Origin of the sequence: Nonomuraea sp. NPDC003709 (assembly GCF_040610775.1) — a bacterium.
GTDB classification, from domain to species: Bacteria; Actinomycetota; Actinomycetes; order Streptosporangiales; family Streptosporangiaceae; genus Nonomuraea; species Nonomuraea angiospora_A.
The window spans coordinates 197,308-219,234 of sequence record NZ_JBEXMW010000015.1 but is presented as its reverse complement, the minus strand read 5'-3'; the positions used below and the strand labels follow the sequence as shown (position 1 = coordinate 219,234).

At 69.4% G+C, this 21,927-nt stretch carries 19 protein-coding genes and 1 pseudogene; 16 read left to right on the top strand and 4 right to left on the bottom strand.

The window, feature by feature from the left end; genetic code table 11:
- Positions 1-189: 189 nt before the first annotated feature.
- Positions 190-1,821: a restriction endonuclease gene (locus ABZX61_RS38430; RefSeq protein WP_355201260.1), complete on the bottom strand. Its 1,632-nt coding sequence runs from the start codon at positions 1,819-1,821 to the stop codon at positions 190-192.
- A gap of 271 nt (positions 1,822-2,092) precedes the next feature.
- Here ABZX61_RS38430 and ABZX61_RS38425 point away from each other — a divergent pair, with 271 nt between their 5' ends.
- From ABZX61_RS38425 to ABZX61_RS38415, 3 genes are all read left to right on the top strand, one after another.
- Positions 2,093-2,755, top strand: a complete 663-nt coding sequence (locus tag ABZX61_RS38425) for a hypothetical protein (protein WP_355201259.1) — start codon at positions 2,093-2,095, stop codon at positions 2,753-2,755.
- A gap of 132 nt (positions 2,756-2,887) precedes the next feature.
- Positions 2,888-3,223: a metalloregulator ArsR/SmtB family transcription factor gene (locus ABZX61_RS38420; protein WP_355201258.1), complete on the top strand. Its 336-nt coding sequence runs from the start codon at positions 2,888-2,890 to the stop codon at positions 3,221-3,223.
- A gap of 12 nt (positions 3,224-3,235) precedes the next feature.
- Positions 3,236-4,480 (top strand): GNAT family N-acetyltransferase, encoded by a 1,245-nt coding sequence (locus ABZX61_RS38415; protein WP_355201257.1) that lies wholly within the window; start codon positions 3,236-3,238, stop codon positions 4,478-4,480.
- Positions 4,481-4,664: 184 nt separating this feature from the next.
- Here the strand turns inward: ABZX61_RS38415 and ABZX61_RS38410 are convergent, their stop codons facing one another.
- A complete protein-coding gene (locus ABZX61_RS38410; RefSeq protein ID WP_355201255.1) occupies positions 4,665-5,321 on the bottom strand; it encodes a helix-turn-helix domain-containing protein in 657 nt (218 codons plus the stop codon).
- Positions 5,322-5,448: 127 nt separating this feature from the next.
- On the opposite strand from ABZX61_RS38410, the gene ABZX61_RS38405 reads away from it, so the two are divergent.
- The 8 genes from ABZX61_RS38405 to ABZX61_RS38370 all read left to right on the top strand — a co-directional run bounded on the left by ABZX61_RS38405 (position 5,449) and on the right by ABZX61_RS38370 (position 16,638).
- Positions 5,449-6,345, top strand: a complete 897-nt coding sequence (locus ABZX61_RS38405) for a maleylpyruvate isomerase N-terminal domain-containing protein (protein ID WP_355201253.1) — start codon at positions 5,449-5,451, stop codon at positions 6,343-6,345.
- 125 nt (positions 6,346-6,470) lie between these two features.
- Complete coding sequence (locus ABZX61_RS38400; RefSeq protein WP_355201251.1) at positions 6,471-6,752, top strand: hypothetical protein; 282 nt, start codon at positions 6,471-6,473, stop codon at positions 6,750-6,752.
- A 410-nt stretch (positions 6,753-7,162) separates the two neighbouring features.
- Positions 7,163-8,188, top strand: coding sequence for a hypothetical protein (locus tag ABZX61_RS38395; protein WP_355201249.1), 1,026 nt, complete (start codon positions 7,163-7,165; stop codon positions 8,186-8,188).
- 38 nt (positions 8,189-8,226) lie between these two features.
- On the top strand, positions 8,227-9,690 hold the full coding sequence (locus tag ABZX61_RS38390; RefSeq protein WP_355201248.1) for a hypothetical protein: 1,464 nt from the start codon (positions 8,227-8,229) through the stop codon (positions 9,688-9,690).
- Positions 9,687-10,637 carry a DUF6569 family protein gene (locus tag ABZX61_RS38385; RefSeq protein WP_355201247.1) on the top strand — a complete coding sequence of 317 codons (951 nt, stop codon included), beginning with the start codon at positions 9,687-9,689 and terminating at the stop codon, positions 10,635-10,637. Before ABZX61_RS38390 ends, ABZX61_RS38385 begins: the two co-directional genes overlap by 4 nt.
- A gap of 235 nt (positions 10,638-10,872) precedes the next feature.
- Positions 10,873-13,761: a M36 family metallopeptidase gene (locus ABZX61_RS38380; RefSeq protein WP_355201246.1), complete on the top strand. Its 2,889-nt coding sequence runs from the start codon at positions 10,873-10,875 to the stop codon at positions 13,759-13,761.
- A 126-nt stretch (positions 13,762-13,887) separates the two neighbouring features.
- Positions 13,888-15,108, top strand: a complete 1,221-nt coding sequence (locus tag ABZX61_RS38375; RefSeq protein WP_355201245.1) for an amidohydrolase family protein — start codon at positions 13,888-13,890, stop codon at positions 15,106-15,108.
- A 288-nt stretch (positions 15,109-15,396) separates the two neighbouring features.
- Complete coding sequence (locus ABZX61_RS38370; RefSeq protein WP_355201243.1) at positions 15,397-16,638, top strand: low temperature requirement protein A; 1,242 nt, start codon at positions 15,397-15,399, stop codon at positions 16,636-16,638.
- Here ABZX61_RS38370 and ABZX61_RS38365 read toward each other — a convergent pair.
- Entirely contained in the window at positions 16,602-17,543 is a 942-nt protein-coding gene (locus ABZX61_RS38365; RefSeq protein ID WP_355201241.1) for an RNA polymerase sigma-70 factor, read from the bottom strand. The genes ABZX61_RS38370 and ABZX61_RS38365 overlap by 37 nt on opposite strands.
- Before the next feature lie 68 nt (positions 17,544-17,611).
- Positions 17,612-17,767 (bottom strand): annotated as a pseudogene (locus tag ABZX61_RS38360) (aldehyde dehydrogenase family protein); the annotation flags it as partial.
- Between the two features lie 262 nt (positions 17,768-18,029).
- Here ABZX61_RS38360 and ABZX61_RS38355 point away from each other — a divergent pair.
- The 5 genes from ABZX61_RS38355 (at position 18,030) to ABZX61_RS38335 (ending at position 21,788) form a co-directional block, all read left to right on the top strand.
- Positions 18,030-18,770: an SDR family oxidoreductase gene (locus ABZX61_RS38355; protein WP_355201239.1), complete on the top strand. Its 741-nt coding sequence runs from the start codon at positions 18,030-18,032 to the stop codon at positions 18,768-18,770.
- 14 nt (positions 18,771-18,784) lie between these two features.
- A complete protein-coding gene (locus ABZX61_RS38350; RefSeq protein WP_355201237.1) occupies positions 18,785-19,015 on the top strand; it encodes a hypothetical protein in 231 nt (76 codons plus the stop codon).
- A 34-nt stretch (positions 19,016-19,049) separates the two neighbouring features.
- Positions 19,050-20,093, top strand: a complete 1,044-nt coding sequence (locus ABZX61_RS38345; protein WP_355201235.1) for a ferritin-like protein — start codon at positions 19,050-19,052, stop codon at positions 20,091-20,093.
- 77 nt (positions 20,094-20,170) lie between these two features.
- Positions 20,171-21,145 (top strand): alpha/beta hydrolase, encoded by a 975-nt coding sequence (locus tag ABZX61_RS38340; RefSeq protein ID WP_355201233.1) that lies wholly within the window; start codon positions 20,171-20,173, stop codon positions 21,143-21,145.
- A 37-nt stretch (positions 21,146-21,182) separates the two neighbouring features.
- Positions 21,183-21,788, top strand: coding sequence for an NAD(P)H-dependent oxidoreductase (locus ABZX61_RS38335; protein WP_355201232.1), 606 nt, complete (start codon positions 21,183-21,185; stop codon positions 21,786-21,788).
- Positions 21,789-21,927: the final 139 nt, after the last annotated feature.

Genomic DNA, 21,927 nt, shown 5'->3' with positions numbered 1-21,927 from the left:
TGGGCTTTTGATGTGTCCGGCGCTGTACGGTTGTCACTGATCGTCTGCGGATGATCCTTCCCAATGCCTTCCCACCGATGCACCGTGGCCGACGCCATTCCGTTGTGACGACGCTTCGACAAATCCGACAGCTCAGCTCAGTGCCAGGAGTCGACATGCGCGAGGGTGCGTGGCCGGCGGTCCGGCTGATCAAGAACGCTTTGGAGGCGGTTTTGGAAGGCTAATGAGCACATCGAGGTCAAGGTGTTCCTTGCACAGGAACTTGAGCTCTTCGCACTCGATGATCTGCATGCGCCCATGACGAGCGGCGAAATCGCGGCTGTCGGTGCCCACCCATGAGGTGGTGACAAGGATGCCCTTCGTCGCCCGCTTGTCTTCCATGACTCCGGCCAGTGCACGCACAGCCTCGATGCCGACGGCCTTGCTATAACGCTTCGCCTGGATGATGCAGAGGCCCCCGAACATCGGGTCTTCGTTGATGGCGACCGCGTCGACCCCGTCATCGCGGGACGATTGAGTCACCCATGACTTCATCCCCATCGCTTCGAAGAGCTGGCGCACGAAGTGCTCGAACTCGGTCGGCGACAGCCCGAGCAGATCACGCCTACTGTCCAGACCTGCTACCGCGTCGATCCCCTCGACGAACTTGTACTGCGCGAGCAGCGCATCGAAGTCCACCACGGGCCGGACCGCCTCGAGATCGTAGGGATGCGGGGAGACCAGGGCGTTCAGCTTCTTGAGGGTGTATACGGGATCAAGATCGGCCAGCACGAATGTGGAGAAGAGCTCACGGTCGGCGCTCACGTCGATCAAGTACGGGCGCTCAGGAAGGCCGGTCGCCTTGTCCTTGACAGAAAGGCGGCCCTTGAATGTGGCGACGGCGACGAGTTCTGCGGGATCTGCCGTAAAGATCTCGTGGAGCGTTCGCACAGCGACCTGTGCGATCACGCTCGCATACTTTGCGTCGATCTCTTTTTTCGGCGCCGGGTTGGAAATTATCTCGTCTCTGCTCTGCACATACTTGAAGCCCCGTAGGCTCGGGACGATCGTCAGCGGTGGGAGCTCATAGTCGACAACTAGTTCGCGCGCCTCGGAGCGATAGATCGCGCGAGTCTGATGCGGGAAGCCATCGGGATATACCGAGGCGTCAAGGACCATCGTGAAGTACTGCGCCGTAGGCTCCGGCTCACCCGCGCGGACGGCGCGCTCGAACTCATCGATCTCGTTGTTATGACGGTCCACCTGGGCTTTTTCACTGGCGGCCCGTTGCTGATGGGCATGGTAGCGCTCGTCCAAGCGCCGATGGCGCTCCGCATCACGGGCCTCATACTCGGCGCACGCTTGCTCGTAGAGGCGTCGTTGAGCAGCTTCCTGCTGCTCGTACCGAGCGTCCCCGCCGAGAAGACGTCCGAACCAGCCTGGCGGCCGTGGCGCGAACTGAGCCCATGTCGGTCTCGGCTTCGGACGGTCGAGACCGTCCGGGTCAAATGGCTGAGCGTCGAACACGCGCTTCAAAGAGGCGAACGTAAGCGGCATTCGCTTTCCGATGCCCGTCACCAAAACCGAATCCAGCGCCTTGACCGTCTCACTGACGTCTGCGGTCATCTCGGCGGCTTCGGCTTTGCGACCTTCGATGTGCAGCCGTTTGCGCTCCCGCTCGGTAGCGGCGGCCTTCTGGGCTGCAAGTCGCTCAGCACGCTGGCGCTCCCGCTGCGCCTTGAGGTCGGCCTGAGCCCGTGCCCGTCTGGCCTGCTCCTCCAGACGAAGCCGCCGTGCACGTTCTCTCTGGCGGTCCGTAAGTTGCCCTCGGCGCTTGGCCATAGCTTCCTCCAGCAGGTAGGGAGCTGACACATCCAGGACAAAGCTTGACTGCATGGGATCGTAAATCGAATAGGCAACTGCCTACTAATGACTCGAACAGATCTCGGACAATGGATTATCCGTAACGTCGATTTCGGCATGCCGGGCGGCGCAGCACCGCGATTGAACGAGTCCAGCCGGGTCGTCCCCGGGCTGAGGAACCAAATCGGGAACAAGTCGGACACGCCGTGTCTGCAAGGGCGAACTCCCACTTACTGATACCGTCACATGGGTGGCGTTTCCTGATTGGGGTAGCGTTCCAGCCTGGCTTGGAGCCGGATCTCTGCTGCTCGCATTTCGGATCTTCCTCAGAGACCGCGCTAACGCCGACCGTGGACAAGTCGACAAGGTCGGCGCGTGGTGCGAGTTGACCCATTCACCGCCAACGGACGACCAGCAACACGACTCGACGGTAAAGATCAAACTCTTCCTGCGAAACGGCAACGAACTTCCCGTTCAAGTGGTCCGTACGGCCGTGATGGTCAGAACGCCCTGTCTTGGTTCCGCGAGCCCGAACCTAGGTTACGACCGCGTCCGAACAGTGCGCTGGGGCCTGGTATCCGTCGCTCCTCTCGTCACCTGGGAGAGCGAGGCCGTGTCGATCCCGATCAGCGAGGAAGAACGTAGTGCGTTGCGGGAAAGGCCGGACGAGTCCGCCTGCTGGATCCGCTGGACGCTAGTCATCGACAACGCAGGACGTGTATGGGAGACCCGCCATATCAAGGGTAAGCAGGCCCGACGTCTCCGATGGTGGAGCCGACAGCGACAGGAGTACCCGCTCGCCTGGCTCTATCCCAAACCGGTGACGGTGCTGGCACGCTTGAACCCGAACTTTCGCAGGTGGCTGCGCGCGCATGAGGGCATCAGCTTGCCACGAGTCACGATCGACGAATAGCTACTGCCGCACAGAGAGCGGCGGCCAGCCATCGAGGGGCTCGCACCCTTGGCCTGCGAGGATCATCGACTCGCCGGCGATGTCGGACGCGGTCTTTCCCGCCGCTCTTTTATCGTTTATCGTCGATTAACGATGAACGAAGAGAAGGGACTTCTGCCGAGGGCGGAGGCCGAGGAGTACGCGAGCTGGTTCAAGGCCCTGGCCGATGCCACGCGGATCCAGATCGTGGCGCTGCTGGCCCGGCAGCGGAAGCCGATGAGCGTGGGTGAGATCGTGACAGCCTCTGGTGTGGGGCAGTCCACCGTTTCGCATCACCTGAAGATCCTGGCCGAGGTGCGGTTCGTGCTGGTCGAGAAGCAGGGCACCTCCAGCCTGTACCGGATCAACGAGAACTGCGTGAGCTGCTTCCCGACCGCCGCCGACGTGGTCATGGGCAACCCCGCCCCAGGCGCGCCCACCTGTGAGTGAAGGAGCGTCGTCATGACCAATGACGAGATCATCGACCACTACTCTGCTCTGGCCCGGGCCGCGGCCGACGGCCAGGTCGTCGCCGACTGCGGGCCGGATGCCTTCGAGGGGGGCTGTTTCGGCGCCGCCAGCTATGACGACACCAGCGCCCTGCCCTACGGCGCGGTGCGGGCCAGCCTGGGCTGCGGCAACCCCGTTGCGGTTGCCGACCTGTGTCCGGGCGAAACCGTGCTGGATCTCGGCTCAGGTGGCGGCATCGACGTGCTGTTGTCGGCTCGGCGGGTTGGTCCGTCCGGCAAGGCATATGGGCTGGACGCCAGTTCGGACATGCTGGCGCTGGCTCGCCGCAACGCCGAGCAAGCGGGGGTGGGCAACGTCGAGTTCTTGCAGGGCGGAATCGAAGAGGTGCCGCTGCCGGATCGGTCGGTGGATGTGGTCATCTCCAACTGTGTGATCAACCTGTCCGACGACAAGGCGGCGGTGCTGGCGGAGGCGTTCCGGGTGTTGCGGCCGGGTGGTCGGTTCGGGGTGAGCGACGTGGTGGTCGACGGCGACGTTGACCCGGCCCGTCGCCTGGCTGCCGAGCAGCGGATCGGGTGCGTGGCCGGGGCGCTGCCGGCGAGCGAGTACCGCGAGCTGCTGGCGGCGGCCGGGTTCGTGGGCATCCGCATCACGTTGACCGCCGGCCACGGCGATGGTGTCCACTCGGCGATCGTCCAGGCCGTCAAGCCCGCGGCGGGTCCCGAGGTGGAGATCCGGCCGATGCGGGAAGACGATGCCGAGCAGGTGCTGGCCATCTACCAGGCCGGGCTGGACACCGGGCAGGCCGGCTTCGAGACCACGGTGCCGAGGTGGGAGGGCTTCACCGTGGACAAGATGCCGCGCCTGCGTTACGTGGCCGCCGATACCGCGACCGGTCAGGTGCTGGGCTGGGTGGCCGCTTCACAGGTGTCGGCGCGGCCGGTGTACGCGGGTGTGGTGGAGCACAGTGTCTACGTTCACCCTGGCTGCCAGGCGCAGGGCGTCGGACGGGCGCTACTGGAGGCGTTCATCTCGGCGAGTGAGGACGCCGGGGTGTGGACGATCCAGTCCGGAATCTTCGGTGAGAACACCGCGAGCCTGGCCCTGCATCAGGCGGTCGGCTTCCGCGTGTTGGGCACGCGTGAGCGCATCGGCTGCCATCACGGCGTCTGGCGGGACGTGCTGATGGTGGAGCGCCGTAGCTCAGCAGTCGGCGGTGGCGGCCGGTCTAGGTAGGTGTGATTACTTCGGTGAGTTCGAACAGAGCTGAGGGCCGGTATGCGCGAGAAATGCCGGTCAGAAATGACAGCGCTGCGTCAGGCGTTCGGGTGCCGATAAACGGACATGTCACCAGCCGCAAACAAGTGTGACAGCGAGGCTCAGCGAGAGGGTTCACCCTGCGCCGTTAAGGTGCGAGAGGTCATCGGCGAGTGGGCCCCTCCGGCATGGCCCGCCGGGAGTTGAAGAGGGCTCGTACCGCGGCTTCATCGCCTTCGATGTCGACGAGCCCATGGGCGTCGTTGAGGGTGAGCGCACCTGCTGCCAGCCCGAGAATGATCGGGGCGTCAGCACGCACGAGGGCATCGAGATCGCCGCCATCATGCAAGGTCACCTCTATGCCCGAGCGCGTCGCCCGCACCTGGAGCAACTGGCCGTCGACCGCGATCCCCACCGTCGATGCCTGGTGCGCGGCGGCCCTGTCGGCGAGCAAGGCGCGGAGGGCGACGGTGAGCCATTCGATGTGGAAGCGGTCGCCGCCGGGGCCGCGCGCCATGAGCGGCGTGGACCAGCGGATGAGGCTCTCCACCGGCTCCCGCAGCTCGGCGCCCCATGGGGTGAGTGCGTACACGATGGCGTTGCCCTCCTCGGCCAGTCGCCGCTCGACCACTGCGGCGCTCTCCAGGTCGCGCAGACGGTCGGTGAGCAGGTTCGTGGCCACGCCGCCGAGCCCGTCGAGCAGCTCGCGGTAGCGGGCGGGAGCGATGAGCAGTTGGCGGACTATGAGCAGATTCCACCGGTCGCCCACGACATCGAGCGCCCGGGCAAGACCGCAGTACTGGCCGTAGCTCCGACTCATGGCGATCACTTTACATTCTCAAGTCTGCCTGACAATATCCAGCACAGCGCCGGTAGGGGTGTGGTCACCTTGCCCGGGGCCATGGGACGGCCGCCGCCACCAGCACTCACGCCACAGGAGCGAAACGATGACCGCCACCCCACCTTCCCGGAGAGGCCCAGACTCGGACGTCCAGGAAGGCGTCGGCACGGTCCCGGCTGCGACGCGCAGCGGCGCCTCCGACACCATGGCCCAGGCGCGTATGGCATTGCGGGACGTTGTTCCCAGCCTCGTCGAACTTGTGCGGAGCGTCCCTGACGCCAATGCCGATTCGGTCGGTACGTGGACGGTGGGCGATGTCGCGGCTCACCTGGCTCATGTTTTTCGCTTCGACACCGAGGCCGTCGCCGGAAGGCCGGTCCCGCAAGCCACGGTGACGACGGTGGGAATGGCCGAGGCCAACGCGAAGATGCTGGCCCAGGACGGCGAACGGGACCCAGCCGTCCTCGCGGACCGGATCGGCACGCTGGCAGACGAGTTCGACGACATCGCGTCGCGTTCGCGAGCGGCCACCGTCGATTGGCTGCAAGGTGCCCGCCTGCCGCCTGCGGCGGTGGCGTGTCACCTGCTCGAGGAATGTTTGATTCATGGCCATGACATCGCCGTAGCCACTGGGCGCTCGTGGCCGATACAGCGTCACCACGCCCTGCTCGCGGTCGAGGGTGGCGTGCTTCCGCTCATCGCGGCTCTACCGCCCACGGCCTTGTTGGACCAGGAGAAGGCTCGATCCTTCCGGGCCCGCTTCGACCTGCGCCTGCGTGGAGGCGGGCGCACGTTGATGGTCTTCGACCGCGGTTCGTTGACACTCGACGCGAGGGGCGCGCGCGACGTTGACGCCCACCTGTCTGCCGACCCCGCGGCGCTCATGCTGGTGTTCATCGGTCGGCAAGGAATAGGGAAGCCGCTTGTCGAAGGAAAGCTCGTCGCCTGGGGCCGTCGGCCATGGAAACTCGCCCGCATGCTCACTGCCATCAGTCCCCCGTAGGCCATTCGCCGCACCACCGACCAGCAATACCGGCTATGTCGGCTCCGGCGCACGCCCCACTCGGAGGGTTGGCCTCCAGTCGTTGACCTCACTGTCGTGGAACGAACGTCGCCCAGCGGGGTTGGGTGGACGACGCCGAGATCGAGGCGTTCCTGGCGGCCGGTTACACCCGTCGCCAGGTGCTCGACGTGGTCCTTGGGGTGGGGGTGAAGACGCAGTCGAACTACACCAGCCTGCAGCCGGACGGAGCGCTCATCTGGGCCAATCAACTCGGCGCCGAGGGGCCGCTGTTTGAGGACACCGCGACTTTGATCATTCCCAATGCCTTTCCAGACGCCGCACTCACAGCACGGTCCGAAGCCATCGCCCCTGCTCAGCGCCACAGAAGGCACATCGTGATCATCTGACTCCTAATGCGATGCGCCCTGCAGCGAAGGGTAGCCGGGTAAAGGCGATCGATGTCGCCCCGGTTGGCGAATAGACGATGCGCCATCGGCCGACCTGGCTCGGAAGGCACCCGGTCCGGGGTGGGCATCAGACGGCCCACCGCTTCGCAGGTCAGCGGGCGGGTTCGATGGCGCCGTCAGGCGCGGGTGCGCCGTCAGGCGCGCCACTGGAAGGGCAGTCCGAGCGGAGCGAGGTCCTTTGTGGTCGGGGTGGGTGTCAGCAGGCCCACCATCCAGTCGGGCAACGGGTGGGTGGTTCTTGGCCCACCTACCCAGCCAACTTACGCGTGACGTATTAGCCTGATTATCGCGTCCGTTTTTTTCGGATGGGAGAGCGAATGAAGGCCGATCCCGTTGTTCTGCTTACGGCGGTGTTCAGTCTCGTCCTCGGTCTCGGTGCCTTCGCCTGGCAGTGGCGCGCGCCGGACGGTGGAAACGAGCGGGTGCACATGATCTCCTGGACCCTGCTCGCCCTCTTTCCCGTCACGCTCCTGTTCTCATTCTTCCCGCAGAGCCAATTCTCCGCCGAGATCAAGGGTGCCACCATGACGGGCGCCGTCGGGCTGTGGGCGTTCATCTGGTGGTACGGGCTGCGTTCCCTGCGCACCGCGGGCCGGGCCGACGAATACCGGAAGGAGATCCGCGTGCTGCGCGAGCAGATCGACACGCACGCGAAAATGCGGCAGCCGCAGCCCATCGAGGAGACGCGCACGTACGAATACACGGTCCATGGCCGGCCCTCCCGGCGGCTCGTGCTGATCACCGGCGACCTGCGCAACGTCAAGGACGTGGACGTCTGGGTGAACTCCGAGAACACCGACATGCAGATGTCCAGGTTCCACGAGCGGTCGATCTCCGCCGTCATCCGGTACGAGGGCGCGCGGCGCGATCCCCTGACCGAGCGGGTGGTCGAGGACTGCGTGGCCGACGAGCTCGGCCGGCGGGTGGGGGCCAACGTGCCCGTGGAGCCCGGGACCGCCATCGTGACCGGGGCGCACCAGCTCGCCGAGCGCAACGGCGTCATGGGCATCGTGCACGCCGCCGCCGTCCACGGGGCCGCCGGCGTCGGGTACCGCCGGGTGGACAATCTGGGTACGTGCGTGCGCAACGTGTTCCTGCGGGCCGAGGAGATCGCCGACGGCGGGCGGCGGGCCGCCTCGATCGTGTTTCCCATCTTCGGGACCGGTGAGGCGGCGGCCGACGTCGAGTCCACGGTCCAGAGCATGCTGACGGCCATTGTCGCCCACCTGACCGACGGTCGCCCCCGGCACGTCGAAACCGTCTATTTGCTGGCCTACACCGACGCGGAATTGGCGGTCTGCGAAAAAGCACTTGACGCCGGCGCGCATATCTCTCCGGCCGGGAAAGCCGGGAAGAAACGTACTCGCCAAAAATAGGTGTCGCCCGGCGGGCCGGATTCCTTAATCTCGATCTCGTGGACACCCCGACTCTTCTCGAGCATTTCAGGACGCACGACGCCCCTTTGGTCCTGTCCAGGGGCGGCGATCTGGCCTGGGACGACGCGGAGCTCCACCGCAGTGCCCGGCTGAGCGACCCCGAGGGATACGCGCTGCTGGCGCTGGTGCCCGGTGTGCTCCCCTGGCAGCGGGCCCGCGTGCTGCTGTGCACGCTGGCCGCCTCGCAGGACTGCCTGGACGAGCGCACCCGCGCGACCCTGGCCAAGGTCACGAGGGCGCTCATGTTCGGCCTGCCGCCGGCGTACGCCGTTACCGCGCTCCTGGCGCTGCGGCGGCTGCGCGTCAACCACAAGCACGCCACGCGGGCCGTCGTCGCGTTCGTCCTGGAGCACCCGGAGGCCGACGCGCTCATCGAGGCGCGTCGGCCGGCGCTGGTCGACTGCTTCGAGCACGCGCTCGGCAAGGCGACCGCGCGCGGGTGCGCCCGCCTGATCGCGGAGGGCGACACCGGCTCCGGCCGGCTGCGCAGGAGCCTGCTGCGCTTCACCTCCGACCCGGCCGTGGCGATCGGGCGGGTGCGCGCGCTCTACGCGCCCGGCACGTACGGCGCGGAGGCCCCGCAGGAGCCGCCGGCGCCGCTCGACCAGGTCGGGGAGCGCCCGCCGATCGTGACGCCGACCAACCGGGGCGACATCGCCGCGACGCTGGTGCACCTCTACCGGGGTGGGCCGGCCGCCGAGCTGCGGCCCGCGCTGGCGGGCTACGTGGCCGAGGCGACGCGTGGGTTGCCGCGCCTGGCCGGCCACGTGGCCGTGGTGCTCGACACGTCGGGCTCCATGCGCGGGTACGGCGATCGCGAGTGGGCGGTCATGTCGCAGGCCGGGGCGCTGAGGCTGGTCCTGGCCGAGGTCTGCGAGCGCCTCACGGTGGTCGAGACGGGTGAGGTTTGCGAGCGCCGCACGGTGATCGAGGTCCCCGAGGCCCCTGAGGCCCCCGAGGTCCGCGAGGTCCGCGAGCGCCTCACGGTGATCGAGACCGCCGAGGCCCCTGAGGCCCGCGAGCGCCTCACGGTGATCGAGACCGCCGAGGTCCCCGAGGTCCGCGAGCGCCGCACGGCGGGCGAGACCGTCGATGGCGCGACCGACCTGGCGACCCGGCTGCTCGACGCCCTGGACACCCGCCCCGACCTGGTGGTGATCGTGACCGACGGCTACGAGAACGTCCTGCCGGGCGACCTGGCCAGGGTGGCGGCCACGCTGCCCCGCGCGGGCGTCACCACTCCGGTGGTGCTCTGCCAGGCCACGTTCACCGCCGGCGACGACCTGACCCTGCGCGACCCGGCGCCGCTGCTGCCGCGTCGGCCGTTCTGGCATCAGGACGACTTCGCCGGGCTGCTGCCGTGGCTGTTCGGCCACTGCGCGCCCGGCCGTGACTGGATCCGTACGGCCATGCTGAGCCGTCTGGAAGGAGGACGAACATGACCGCACTCGAGACGCTCCTGCCCGCGCCGCTCGACCTGCGCGGCTACCGCGCGGGCGCGCCGCAGCGCGCCGGGGCGCTGACCATGGTGCCGATCTGGGGCCCCGAGCGGCCCGGCATCGTGCCGCCCCGTTCCGGGCTGAAGCTCGAGCGGGTCGTCGGGTACGGCCGGGTCGAGCTGCTCAACGGCGCCCGCGAGGGTGTGGCGATCGTGCCGCTGCACATCGGCTACATCCAGGACGCCGCCCAGAACCACGCCCTGTGCTCCGCGGCGCTGATGGGAGCCGGGCAGACGAGGCGGTTCGACGACGCCTGCTGCGTCCAGGCCGGCCAGGGCGGTTACCTGGAGGGCCGCGACCAGTGGTTCTTCGTGCTGCCGGTGGAGCTGCGGGCCAAGGCGCTGGAGCTGCGCGGGCACCACGACTACGCCAAGCTGTGGCCGGACATCTCCGAGCTCAACGCCGCGTGCGGGCTGCCGTCGCGCGGGCACCTGGAGCAGATCCTGTCGCGCAAGCGGGCGACGCTGACCCAGTTCCAGAGCCGGCTGGAGCTGCTGCCGGGGCAGCTCGGCGCGCTGTTCTTCGTGGACGACAGGTTCGCGGGGCTGGAGCTGGCGCCCGATCCGGTGTACTTCGCCGAGATGTGGATGGCGCTGGTCTGCTTCGCGTACGGGGTCGCCGCCTGGCGGGCCGAGCCCGAGCAGGCCCACGCGGAGCCGTACGAGGCGGGCAGCCTGGCCGAGCTGCGCGCGGAGTTGGCGCGCGACCGGGCCGCCCGTCAGGCAGAGGTGGCCTCCTGGCTGCCGACGCCGGCCGGTGACGTGCGCATGGTCGAGGAGGAGCGCTACCTCGACCTGCGGCTGTCCACCGTGACCGGCGACGGGCTGGCCGGTCAGGTGGTCACCGAGCACGGGCGGCCGGTGTACGCGTCGCTGTTCGCGAGCCGGTAAATCCGGTTGCGGCGGGTCCACGACGACAGGTTGAATGATCAGTGCGGGAACTGCGCCGGGCACGGCGGGCTCAACCCCTCATGCCATGTAAGGGCGTCGTTTTGAGAACGGCTCTATGGTCCGCCGAGGCGCCGGCCACCGGTCCCGCACTGAGATCTTGCCAGCCCCCGGACTCGGTGTTACCTCTTGCGGGATGCGTGCAATCCGCGCATCCCTGAGACGCAGGAGGGAAACGTTGTCCTGGTTACGCAGTGCACTCGTCGCCGTCGCGCTCGCCGCGTCGGCACTACCCCTCGCAGGGCCCGCCCGGGGCGAACCCGGCGGGCAGGCCCCCATCCATGACTTCCAGGCCGAAGAGCACGGCAAGCCGGACGTGGACAACCGGCAGGGCAGGGTCGCCCCGCCCGCCGGACTGAACGCCCGCAGCGCCGGGACGGTGGCCGAGATTCGCTGGAACGCTCTCGGCACCCCCGCGGCCGTCACCAGCGCCGAACCACTGGCCGAAGGACTCGGGTCCGATCCCGAGCAGGCCGCCCGCACGTACCTCAAGAACAACCCCGCCGTCTTCGGCCTGTCCGCACAGGCGGTGGACGCGCTGGAGCGGGTCGCGGTCAACCCCGTCGGCGCGGGTCACGCCGTGCTGCTGCGCCAGCGCTTCGGCGACCTGCCGGCCGGCGTGGACGGCCTCGTCTCGATCGGCGTGCTGAACGGCCAGATCAGGCACGTCACCTCCTCGCTGTCCCGCGAGACGGAGGCGCCGCCGGCCGCGACGATCACCGCGCAGCAGGCGCTGGAGATCGCGGCCAGGGACGGCGGCATCGACCTGGCCACGGCGGCCACCAAGCAGGCCACGCCGGTGGCGGTGCCCGCTCCCGACGGGGTGCACAGCGCGTACCAGGTGGTCCTGATCGGCGGCTCGAGCGGCGAGGCGGCGGGGTACACGACGCACGTGGACGCCGTCAGCGGCGCCATCCTCGTACGGGAGAACCTGGTCGACCACTTCGACCCCGAGAACCCGCGCTGGAAGGCCTTCCCGGCGAACCCGCGCGACGACTACTCCTCCCGCGACACCCGCCAGACCTGGTGCTTCGCGGCGGGCCCCGGCTGCGACTACGTGACCGGCGGCGACCCGGCGACCGGCAAGGCGTGGGACGTCGACCACACCACGGACGCCTCGACGAACACCAGCGCCGGCAACGCGACCAAGACGACCGAGAACCGGGCGAACGGCGACCCGTTCTCCGTCGGGACCCGCACGAACGTGCTCACCCCGAGCAGGAACTACCTCTTCCCGTGGAAGAACACCTGGCACGAGTCCAAGTGCGACCCGGCGGTGTTCGACCAGGCCGGCGAGGCCGACCTGGAAGCCGCCATCGCCAACCTGAACGCGATGCACAACAGGATGCACGACTGGTCGTACCGGCTCGGCTTCACCGAGACGGCCTGGAACATGCAGGCGGACAACGGCGCCCGCGGCGGCCTCGGCGGCGACGCCGAGCAGGGGAACGCGCAGGCCGGCGCGCGGGTGCTGTCCGTGCGCGACAACGCCAACCAGATCACCGGCCCTGACGGGCTCGCGCCGATCACGAACATGTACCTGTGGCAGCCGATCGCCGGCTCGTTCTACTCGCCCTGCGTGGACGGCGACTACGACATGTCGGTCATCGGCCACGAATACACGCATGCGATCTCCGGCCGCATGATCGGCGGCCCGAACGCCGGCTGGAGCGGCGCCCAGGCCGGGGCCATGAACGAGAGCACCTCCGACCTGTTCGCGATGGAGCACCTCTTCGAGTACGGCTTCCGCCCCTCGGGCCTGACCCCGTACGTGACCGGCGGCTACGTGACCGGGGACAAGGAACGCGGCATCAGGAACTACGACATGTCCAAGTCGCCGCTGAACTACAGCGACGTCGCGTACGACATCGTCGGCCAGCAGGTGCACGCGGACGGCGAGATCTGGTCGGCGACCCAGTTCGACGTGCGCGCGGCGTTCGTCAAGCGGTACGGCGACGGCACGGCCAGGCAGCAGCGGGCCTGCGCGGACGGGCAGACGCCGGTCGAGCGGTGCCCGGGCAACCGGCGCTGGGCGCAGCTGTCGTTCGACGCCCTGCTGCTGATGGCCTCGGGCGCGGTCAGCTACGTCGACCACCGCGACGCGCTGCTGGCGGCCGACGCGATGCGGTTCGGCGGCAAGAACCAGGACATCATGTGGCGCGCGTTCGCCGAGCACGGCCTGGGCAAGGGCGCGGCCAGCACCGGCCCGAACGACGCCGACCCGACGCCGAGCTTCGTCAACCCCGCGGGCAAGAACGGCTCGCTGCAGCTCAAGCCGCTGGGTGAGGCGAAGGGTGCGGCGCTGCGGCTGTACGTGGGCGACTACGAGGGCCGCGCGGTCCCGGTCGCCGACACCGACCCGGCGACGCCGCTGGGCGACACGGTGGAGATGACGCCCGGCGTGTACTCGTTCATCGTGGCGGGCAACGGGTTCGGGCACACGCGGCTGAAGTTCGTGGTGGTGGGCGGCGTGCAGTTGCCGCTCCCGCTGCCGCTGACCCGCAACCTCGCCTCGGCGGCGGGCGGCGCGACGGCCACGGGCGACGGCGTCAACCAGGCCAAGCTGATCGACGAGACCGAGGCCACGAACTGGGCCTCGCTCACCGGCGCGCCCGCCGGCAAGTCGGTCGTGGTGGACCTGGCGGGCGACGCGCCGGTCAAGGTCCGCCGCGTGCAGGTGAGCGCGATGCTGCGGCCCAACGTCAACGACGCGGCCGACCCGGGCGGGCAGAACCGCTTCTCCAGCGTGCGCTCGTTCGAGGTGCTGGCCTGCGGTTCGGGCTGCACCGACCCGGCGAACTTCACGAAGATCTACACCAGCCCCTCGGACGCCTTCAAGTCGGGGCTGCCGCGTCCCCGGGGCGCCGACATGATCTTCAAGTCGTTCGACGTGCGGGCCACGAGTGCCACGCATCTGATGTTCCGGGTGCTCAGCACGCAGTGCACCGGCAATCCGCTGTACGCCGGTGAGCAGGACCAGGATCCGAACTCCGCGACGGACTGCGCCACGGCCAGCCCGCAGCGGGAGCAGGTGAGGGCGGCCGAGTTCCAGGCGTTCTCGCACTGAGGTCGTGATTCCGTACGGCCCGCGTCCTCTTGGGCGCGGGCCGTTCGCGTGCTTGCTCTCTGGTAGTTCGAGGTCGTACTATTCGAGGCAGATCTAGTTGGATATCGAATTATCTGGGGGAGAAGTATGCGTACCCTGATTCGTGGTGTCCGGGTCTTCGACGGCGAGCGGACCGTGCCGGCGGCCGACGTGGTGATCGACGGCGACCGCATCGGCGCGGTCGCCATCGGCGGCGAGGTCGCCGGCAACGTGGACGCCGTGATCGACGGCGCCGGGAAGACCCTGCTGCCGGGCCTGATCGACGCCCACACGCACGCCTTCGAGGGCGACCTGGCCGAGGCGCTGACGTTCGGCGTCACCACCGAGCTCGACATGAACAACCTGCCGCCGCTCCTCGCCGCCCAGCGCCGCCAGGCCGCCGAACGCGACGACGTGGCCGACATCCGCAGCTCCAGCATGATCGCCACCGCCCCGCACGGGCACCCGACCCAGATCATGACCGCGGACGTGCTCAAGGCCCTCGGCACGGACCGCACCCTCGACACGGTGGCCGACTCGGGCGAGGCCAAGGCGTTCGTGGAGGCCCGGCTGGCCGAGGGTGTCGACTACCTCAAGATCGCCATCGACGACGGCGGGTCGTCCGGGATGCGGCTGCCCGCCCTCGGCCCCGAGCTCGCCGCCGTCCTGGTCGAGGCCGGGCACGCCGCCGGCCTGCGGGTCATCGCGCACACGGTCACCGCCAGGGAGGCGCTCATCGCCCTGGACGCGGGCGCCGACGGGCTGGCGCACCTGTACTCCGACGTGAACGAGGAGCAGGCCGAGGAGATGGCGGCCAGGATCGCCGCGTACGACGCGTTCGTGATCAGCACGATCACCTACATCGAGGCCGTCACCGGCGACCCGAACGGCCGGGAACTGCTGCGCGACCCGCGGATCGCCGCGCGCATGTCGGACCGCTCGAAGGCCACGTTCGGCCGGGAGTGGGCGGACATCCCCATGCACTCCCAGGGCGTCATCAACGCCTCGCACGCGGCCGCGGCCCTGCGGCGGGCGGGGGTGCCGGTGCTGGCGGGCACGGACTGCACCCCGTTCGGGCCGGTGCACGGGGCGGGCCTGCACCACGAGCTGCTCCTGCTGACGGAGGCGGGCTGGACGGCGGAGCAAGCGCTGGCGGCGGCCACCGGCACCACGGCCCGCCTCTTCGGCCTGACGGACCGGGGCCGCATCGCCCCTGGCCTCCGGGCCGACCTGCTGCTCGTGAACGGCGACCCGACCACGGACATCACGGCGTCCCGGGCCATCGAGGAGGTGTGGCGAGGCGGCGCACGACGTAGGCAGGCCGACTGACACCCACCCTGCCAAAAGGACCAGCCCGGTCGATTGACCGCGTAATTGTTCGATCGGTCGTTACCCATGTCGGCCTGGCGAGATCGGCCCGACCGAGGTGATGGCCGCGCTCAGTGATCCGATCCGGGTCGGCCTGGTGCGGGCGCCGGCCGACGGTCGTGAGCGCGGGTGGGGCGAGTCGCAGGCGCCGGTGGCCAAGTCGACGCTGTCGTGCCGAGTTGTCACAGACCGGGCCGCCGCCCTGTCTTACAGACGGACCGGACGTTGCGCAGCGACAGGAGCGAGACCTTGCCACCCACCGGCACCACCATCCGCCTTCGGGTCCGGATGAGCGCCCGCCCCATCGACGAGCCGCACCGCGCTTCGAGCCAGCTCGAGCTGCTGTTCGACCTCACCTTCGTGGTCGCGGTCGCCGCCGTCACCGCCCAGCTCGCGCACAACCTCGCCGACGGTCACGGCCTCGCCGCACTGGTCCCGTTCCTCCAGGTGTTCTTCGCGATCTGGTGGGCGTGGATGAACTTCACCTGGTTCGCCTCGTCCTACGACACCGACGATGTCGCCTACCGGCTGCTGACGATGGTGCAGATGGCCGGCGTGCTGACCCTCGCCGCCGGCGTGCCCGCCGCGTTCAGTCACTCCGACTACGGCATCATCACCCTCGGCTACGTCATCATGAGGATCGGGCTCGTCGCCCAATGGCTGCGAGCCGGTCTCGAAGACCCGGCCCGCCGACGCACCGCGCTGCGCTACGCCGCCGGCATCGGCCTCGTGACGGCGGGCTGGGCGCTGCGCTACCTGTTCGCGGAGCTGGGCCTGCTGCCCTCCTTCGTCGGACTGCTGGTCCTTGTCTTCCTGGACGTACTGGAACTCTCGGTGCCGCGGTGGGCGGAACGGGCCAGGCCCACCACCTGGCACCCGCACCACATCGCCGAGCGCTACGGCCTGTTCACGATCATTCTGCTCGGCGAGAGCGTGCTGGCCGCGAGCAGGGGAGTCGAGGGAGCGCTCGAAGCGGGCCAGATCAGGGGAGCCTTCGTCGTCATCGCCGGTTGCGGGCTCGTGCTGCTGTTCGCGCTCTGGTGGCTGTACTTCCTCATCGAGGCGGGGGAGGGGCTCAGTGACCGCCGGCATCGCTCGTACCTGTGGGGGTACGGCCACTACGGCATCTTCGCGGCACTGGCGGCCCTCGGCGCCGGGCTGGAGGTGGCGGTGGAGCAGAGCGGGCACGCGGTCGCGACGCCGCCGCAGGCACTCGGCTACGCGGTCGCCATCCCGGTCGGTGTGTATCTCGCGCTGCTGTGGGCCGCGCACGCGCTGGTCGCCGCCGAGCCCGTCATCTATCCCGCCGCGGTCCTGGGCTGCGTCGCCGCCGTCCTGCTGCTGCCGCTCGCGGCGCCCTGGATCGGGGTGGCCGCCGTGGTCGCGGCGATCACAACTCTCTGCGTGCTGCTGGTCGCCGTCTCGATCACGACCGCGGCCGTCGGGAGGCGTCGTCAGGGCCCGCTGCTGTCCACCTCCGGCGAGTCGTGACCTTCGGCGGCGGTGGACATGGCGGTGAGCTTGGCGGGGTTCATCATCCACAGCACCTGGTCGATGCCCTGGTCCGAGGCGTTGACGGTGAGGACCGCGAACACCTGTCCGTCGCGGCTCAGCAGCGCTGAGGTCTGGCCGTTCGTGCTCGCCCAGGCCACCTCGACCCCGGCCCAGAACCGGCTCGCGAACGCCCTCAGGTACTTCGCCACCCGCTCCGCGCCCACCACGGGGAAGCGGGAGGCGCGGACGGCGCCGCCGCCGTCGGAGTAGCTGATCACGTCGGCGGCGAAGAGCTCTTCGAGTGCGGTCATGTCGCCGGAGCGGGCGGCGGCGACGAAGGCGGTGAGGAGCCGGCGTTGTTCGGCTCGGGTGACGGGGGTGCGGCGGGCGACGAGGACGCGTTTACGGGCTCTGCTGACGAGCTGGCGTACGGCGGGTTCGTTGAGGTCGAGGATGTCGGCGATCTGCCGGTAGGGGTAGTCGAACGCCTCTCGCAGCACGTAGGCGGCGCGTTCGGTGGGGGAGAGCCGTTCCAGGAGCAGCAGGACGGCGAACTCCAGGGCTTCGGCGCGTTCGGCGCCGAGGTAGGGGTCGGCGGCGGTGTCGACGGGTTCGGGCAGCCAGGGGCCAAGGTAGGTTTCGCGGCGGACGCGGGCGGACTGGGTGGCGTTGATCGCCAGCCGGGTGGTCGTGGTGGCCAGGAACGCGGCGGGGTCGTCGACCGTGGCGCGGTCGTAGGCCTGCCAGCGCAGCCAGACGTCCTGGACGAGGTCTTCGGCTTCGGTGACGCTGGCGAGCATCCGGTACGCGATCCCGAACAGGCGTGGTCGCACCCCGGCGAACACCGCCGCCGCCTGCTCCAGATCGGCCACCGCCATCTCCCCCTGCCCCTCGACTGCCACCTACCGCCTACCCCTCGAGCAGCGAGGACAGCCCGCGGCAGATAACAGTCCCGGGAGATCTCCGCTGGTCAGCTCTGGATGGACTTGGTCTCGAGATACTCCTCGAGGCCGTGGCGGCCGAACTCGCGGCCGTTGCCCGACTGCTTGTAACCGCCGAACGGCGCGAGCGCATTCCAGCCGGCGCCGTTGACGTCCACCTGGCCGGTACGCAGCCGACGACGTACGCCGCCGCGGCGGCCACCGCGAGCTCCACCGCCTCCTCCTGCCGCGACGCCGGCACCAGCATCCGCGGCCGCGCACCGCAGACCTGGCCGCCGTTGGTGAAGACCATGGCGATGCCGGGATGCGCCGCGATGGCCGCGCCGACGGTCCAGCACTGAGGTCGAAGGAATTTCGGCGGCTGCTGTCACAAGCCTGGAGGCTGCCCTGTCTTAGCTGATGACCGGCTGGCACACGGGTGCTCCGGCGGGCAGAGAGGGGGCACCAATGAAGGTTGTCGTGGTCGGCGGGACGGGCCTGATCGGGTCGAAGGTGGTGGCCATGCTGGGGGAGCACGGTCACGAGGCGGTGGCGGCGGCGCCCAGCACCGGTGTCAACACGCTGACCGGTGAGGGGCTGGCGGAGGTGCTGGCGGGCGCGCAGGTGGTGGTGGACGTGTCGAACTCGCCGTCGTTCGAGCCCGCGGCGGTGATGGAGTTCTTCGAGACCTCCACGGGCAACCTGCTGGCCGCGGAGGCGGCGGCCGGGGTCGGTCATCATGTCGCGCTGTCGGTGGTGGGCACGGAACGGATGCCCGAGAACGGCTATTTCGCGGCGAAGATCGCTCAGGAGCGGTTGATCGAGAAGTCGGGGATCCCGTTCTCGCTCGTGCACGCGACGCAGTTCTTCGAGTTCGTACGGGCCATCGCGGAGGAGGCCACGGACGGCGACACTGTGCGGATCGCGCCGGTGCGGTTCCAGCCCATCGCGGGTGAGGAGGTCGCCCAGGCGGTCGGCCGGGTCGCGGTGGGGCAGCCGCTGAACGGCCGGGTCGAGGTGGGCGGTCCCGACGACGTTCGGATGGACGAGTTCTTCCGCGATGCCCTGGCCGCCTGGGGTGACCCGCGCACGGTGGTCGCCGACCCGCAGGCCCGCTACTACGGCAGCGTGCCGGGCGAGCGGACGCTGGTGCCGGGCGAGGGCGCGGTCCTCGGCACCATCCACTACCGCGACTGGCTCGGCAAGTAACGCACGGAGGAAAGATGAGCGCTCCCAACAGCGAGGACGACTTCCTGTACGAGCTCCAGATCGAGGTCGAGACCGAGGTGACCCTGGTCGAGTCGAGCCATCCGGAGGAGGTCGCCGAGCTGCCGGTCACCGAGTGGCTGTTCGACCCGACGGACGCCGAGCGCGAGGAGATCGGCCTGCGGGGCCTGCTCGACGCGGTCGAGGCACTGGAGGACGGCTCCCGGCCCGGCGATCACGTCGCGTGACACGCCCCCTTCCCACAACAGAGTCAGGACACCGATGAAACACCTGGAACCCCAGCGAACCCGGATCGACACCCTCGAAAGCCTGCGCGAGCACCTGCAGTGGGCGATCGAGCTGGAACACGCGACCCTGCCGCCGTACCTGTGCGCGCTGTACTCGCTCGACCCGGAGCGCAACCCCGAAGCCGTCGAGGTCGTGGGCAGTGTCTTCGTCGAGGAGATGCTGCACCTGGCGCTGGCCGCCAACCTGCTCAACGCCGTCGGCGGCCGGCCGCGACTGGACACGCCGGGGATGTTGCCGCCGCACCCCCGGCCGCTGCCCCACGGCTCGCTGGAGCTGTCCCTGGTGCCCTTCGGGCCGCAAGCCCTTGAGATGTTCCTGCGGATCGAACAGCCGGCACCGCCCGGCGCCCCGGCCGAAGCCAACGGCTACGAGACGATCGGGCAGTTCTACGCCGCCATCGAGGAGGGCCTGCGCCACCTGTGCGAACGGCTCGGCGAGCAGGCGGTCTTCAGCGGCGACCCGGCCCGCCAGGTGAGCGCCGACCACTTCCGCCACACCGCCGGGCACCTGGTCCAGGTCGGTGATCTCGCCTCGGCGCTGGCGGCGCTGGAGGAGATCGTCGAGCAGGGCGAGGGCACCGCCCGCGGCGGCGTCTGGGACGGCGACCAGGACGTCTTCCACCCCGAACGCCAAGAAGTCGGCCACTACTACCGCTTCCAGGAGCTCAAGCTCGGCCGCCGCTACCAGCGGGGCGACACCCCGCAGAGCGGGCCCACCGGCGAGGCCATCCAGGTGAACCTGACCGGCGTACCCCCGATGCGGCGCAACCCGCGGCTGTCCGACCACGAGCCGGGCAGCGCGATCAGGACCGCGCAGGAAGAGTTCAACCACACCTACTGCACCCTGCTGAGCCAGCTCGAGCAGGCCTTCAACGGCAGCCCGAAGCTGCTCGGGGCCGCCACCGGCACCATGTACGCGCTCAAGGGCCAGGCCCAGGCCCTGATGCGGATGCCCGACGAAGACGGCACCACGGCCGGCCCCACCTTCGAATACGTGCCGCCCGAACTGCGGCGGTGAAGCGCCGGCGGCACCCTATTGCGCTACTCTTGGTATCGATACTTAAGGTAGCGAAACTAGCGGGCTGAGGAGGACACGTGAGCGAGGTCACCGCAACGGAGCGGCCGCCGCTGGGCATCCGGTTGATGCATGCCCTGGGAAAGGAGCCGGACTGGTTGGCGATGACGGCCGAAGAGCTGGTCGTCTTGCGCGAGGCGGTGAACCGCAAGCGGTCGTCCCGTCTGGCCCGGCTGATCACCGGGTTTCCGGACCGCGGCGCCACGATCCGGTGGCAGGAGGTCGAGCTGCCCGACCGCAGGCTCCGGGTCCGGGTGTACCGGCCCTCGGCCGGGCAGGCCGGCTCGCCTCTTGTGCTCCACGTGCACGGAGGCGGGTTCGTGGGTACGGCGGTGCAGAGCGACTGGGTCAACAGCCACCTCGCCGCGCGGCTGCCCGCGGTCGTCGTCTCGGTCGAGCACCGCCTTCTCGACCAGGAGACCCCGCTGCCGGCGGTCGTCGACGACGGCTGGGACGTGCTCCGGCACGTGGTGCGGCACGCCGGGCAGTGGGGAGTCGACCCGGCACGGGTCGCCGTCTTCGGTGAGAGCACCGGCTCGTTGGTCACGGCCCTGGCCGCGATCCGGGCCAGGGAGTCCGGTCTGCCCCTGCGGGCGCAGGTGCTGGTCAATGCCGCTGTCGACCTGACCTCGGCGGGGTTCGACCTCGCCTCCATGCGCCGGCACGCCCACGGCCCGGTCCTCACCATGACGCAGATGCGGCTGTTCCAGCGGCTCGCCGTTCTGCCCGGATCGGATCCCCGTACGGTGTCGCCGCTGTACGCCGGCGACCTGGGCGGGCTGGCCCCGGCACTCGTGGTGGTGCCGACCATCGATCCGGTGGCCGACCACGGCCGCTGTTACGCCGAACGGCTGCGGGCGGCCGGGACGCCCGCGCGGCTCGCCGAACATCCCGGGGCGACGCACGCCTTCCTCAGCATGCCGGGCGTGGTGCCGCAGGCGAAGGCCGCGCGGGCGGAGATCGCCGCGTTCCTCCGCGAGGCCTTCACCGGGTGAGGATCCAGGAGCTGCGTGAGCGCATGAGAATAGGTGCGTGACTCACGTCCACATCGTCTACGCGCATCCGAGCGAGCGAAGCTTCACGCGCGAGCTTCTCGACGCGTTCCTGGGCGGGCTCGACGACGCCGGCCACACGCGTACGGTCTCGGACCTCTACGCGATGGGGTTCCGCTCGGAACTCACATTGGAGGAGTACGAGCGCGAGTCCGGCTACCGCGCTGATGCGCGCGTCCCCGATGACGTCGCCGCTGAGCAGGCCAGGCTCAATGCCGCCGACGTGTGGGTGTTCGTCTATCCGGTGTGGTGGACGGACTGCCCGGCGCGGCTCAAGGGCTGGTTCGACCGCGTGTGGACGACGGGATTCGCGTACAAGCCCGGCAGCCTGCGCGTGGCACGGCAGGCGCTCGTCCTGTGCACGGCCGGGTACAGCGTCGCCGAGCTCGACGCGTCGGGTTGCCACCAGGCCATGAAGACCACCATGCTCACCGACCGGATCGGCGAGCGGGCGAAGGCGAGCGAGTTCGTCGTGTTCGGGGGTTCGGTGCTGCGCGATGGCGAGGGCGCCGACGATCCCGATCACTGGGCCGCCGTCAAAGCCGGGCATCTGGCACGGGCAGCCGAGCTGGCGCGGTCCCTCTGACCGGCGGCGGTGAGTCAGGGACCGCCCTCGAAGTCCCCAACGCAGCTGCGGCGACCGAGCGCCCGCCCGTTGACCGACGAAGGGGCGGGCCCGCTGAAGCGCGGAAAGGCCCGGCGCGCGGGGCGCCGGGCCTGGGGAC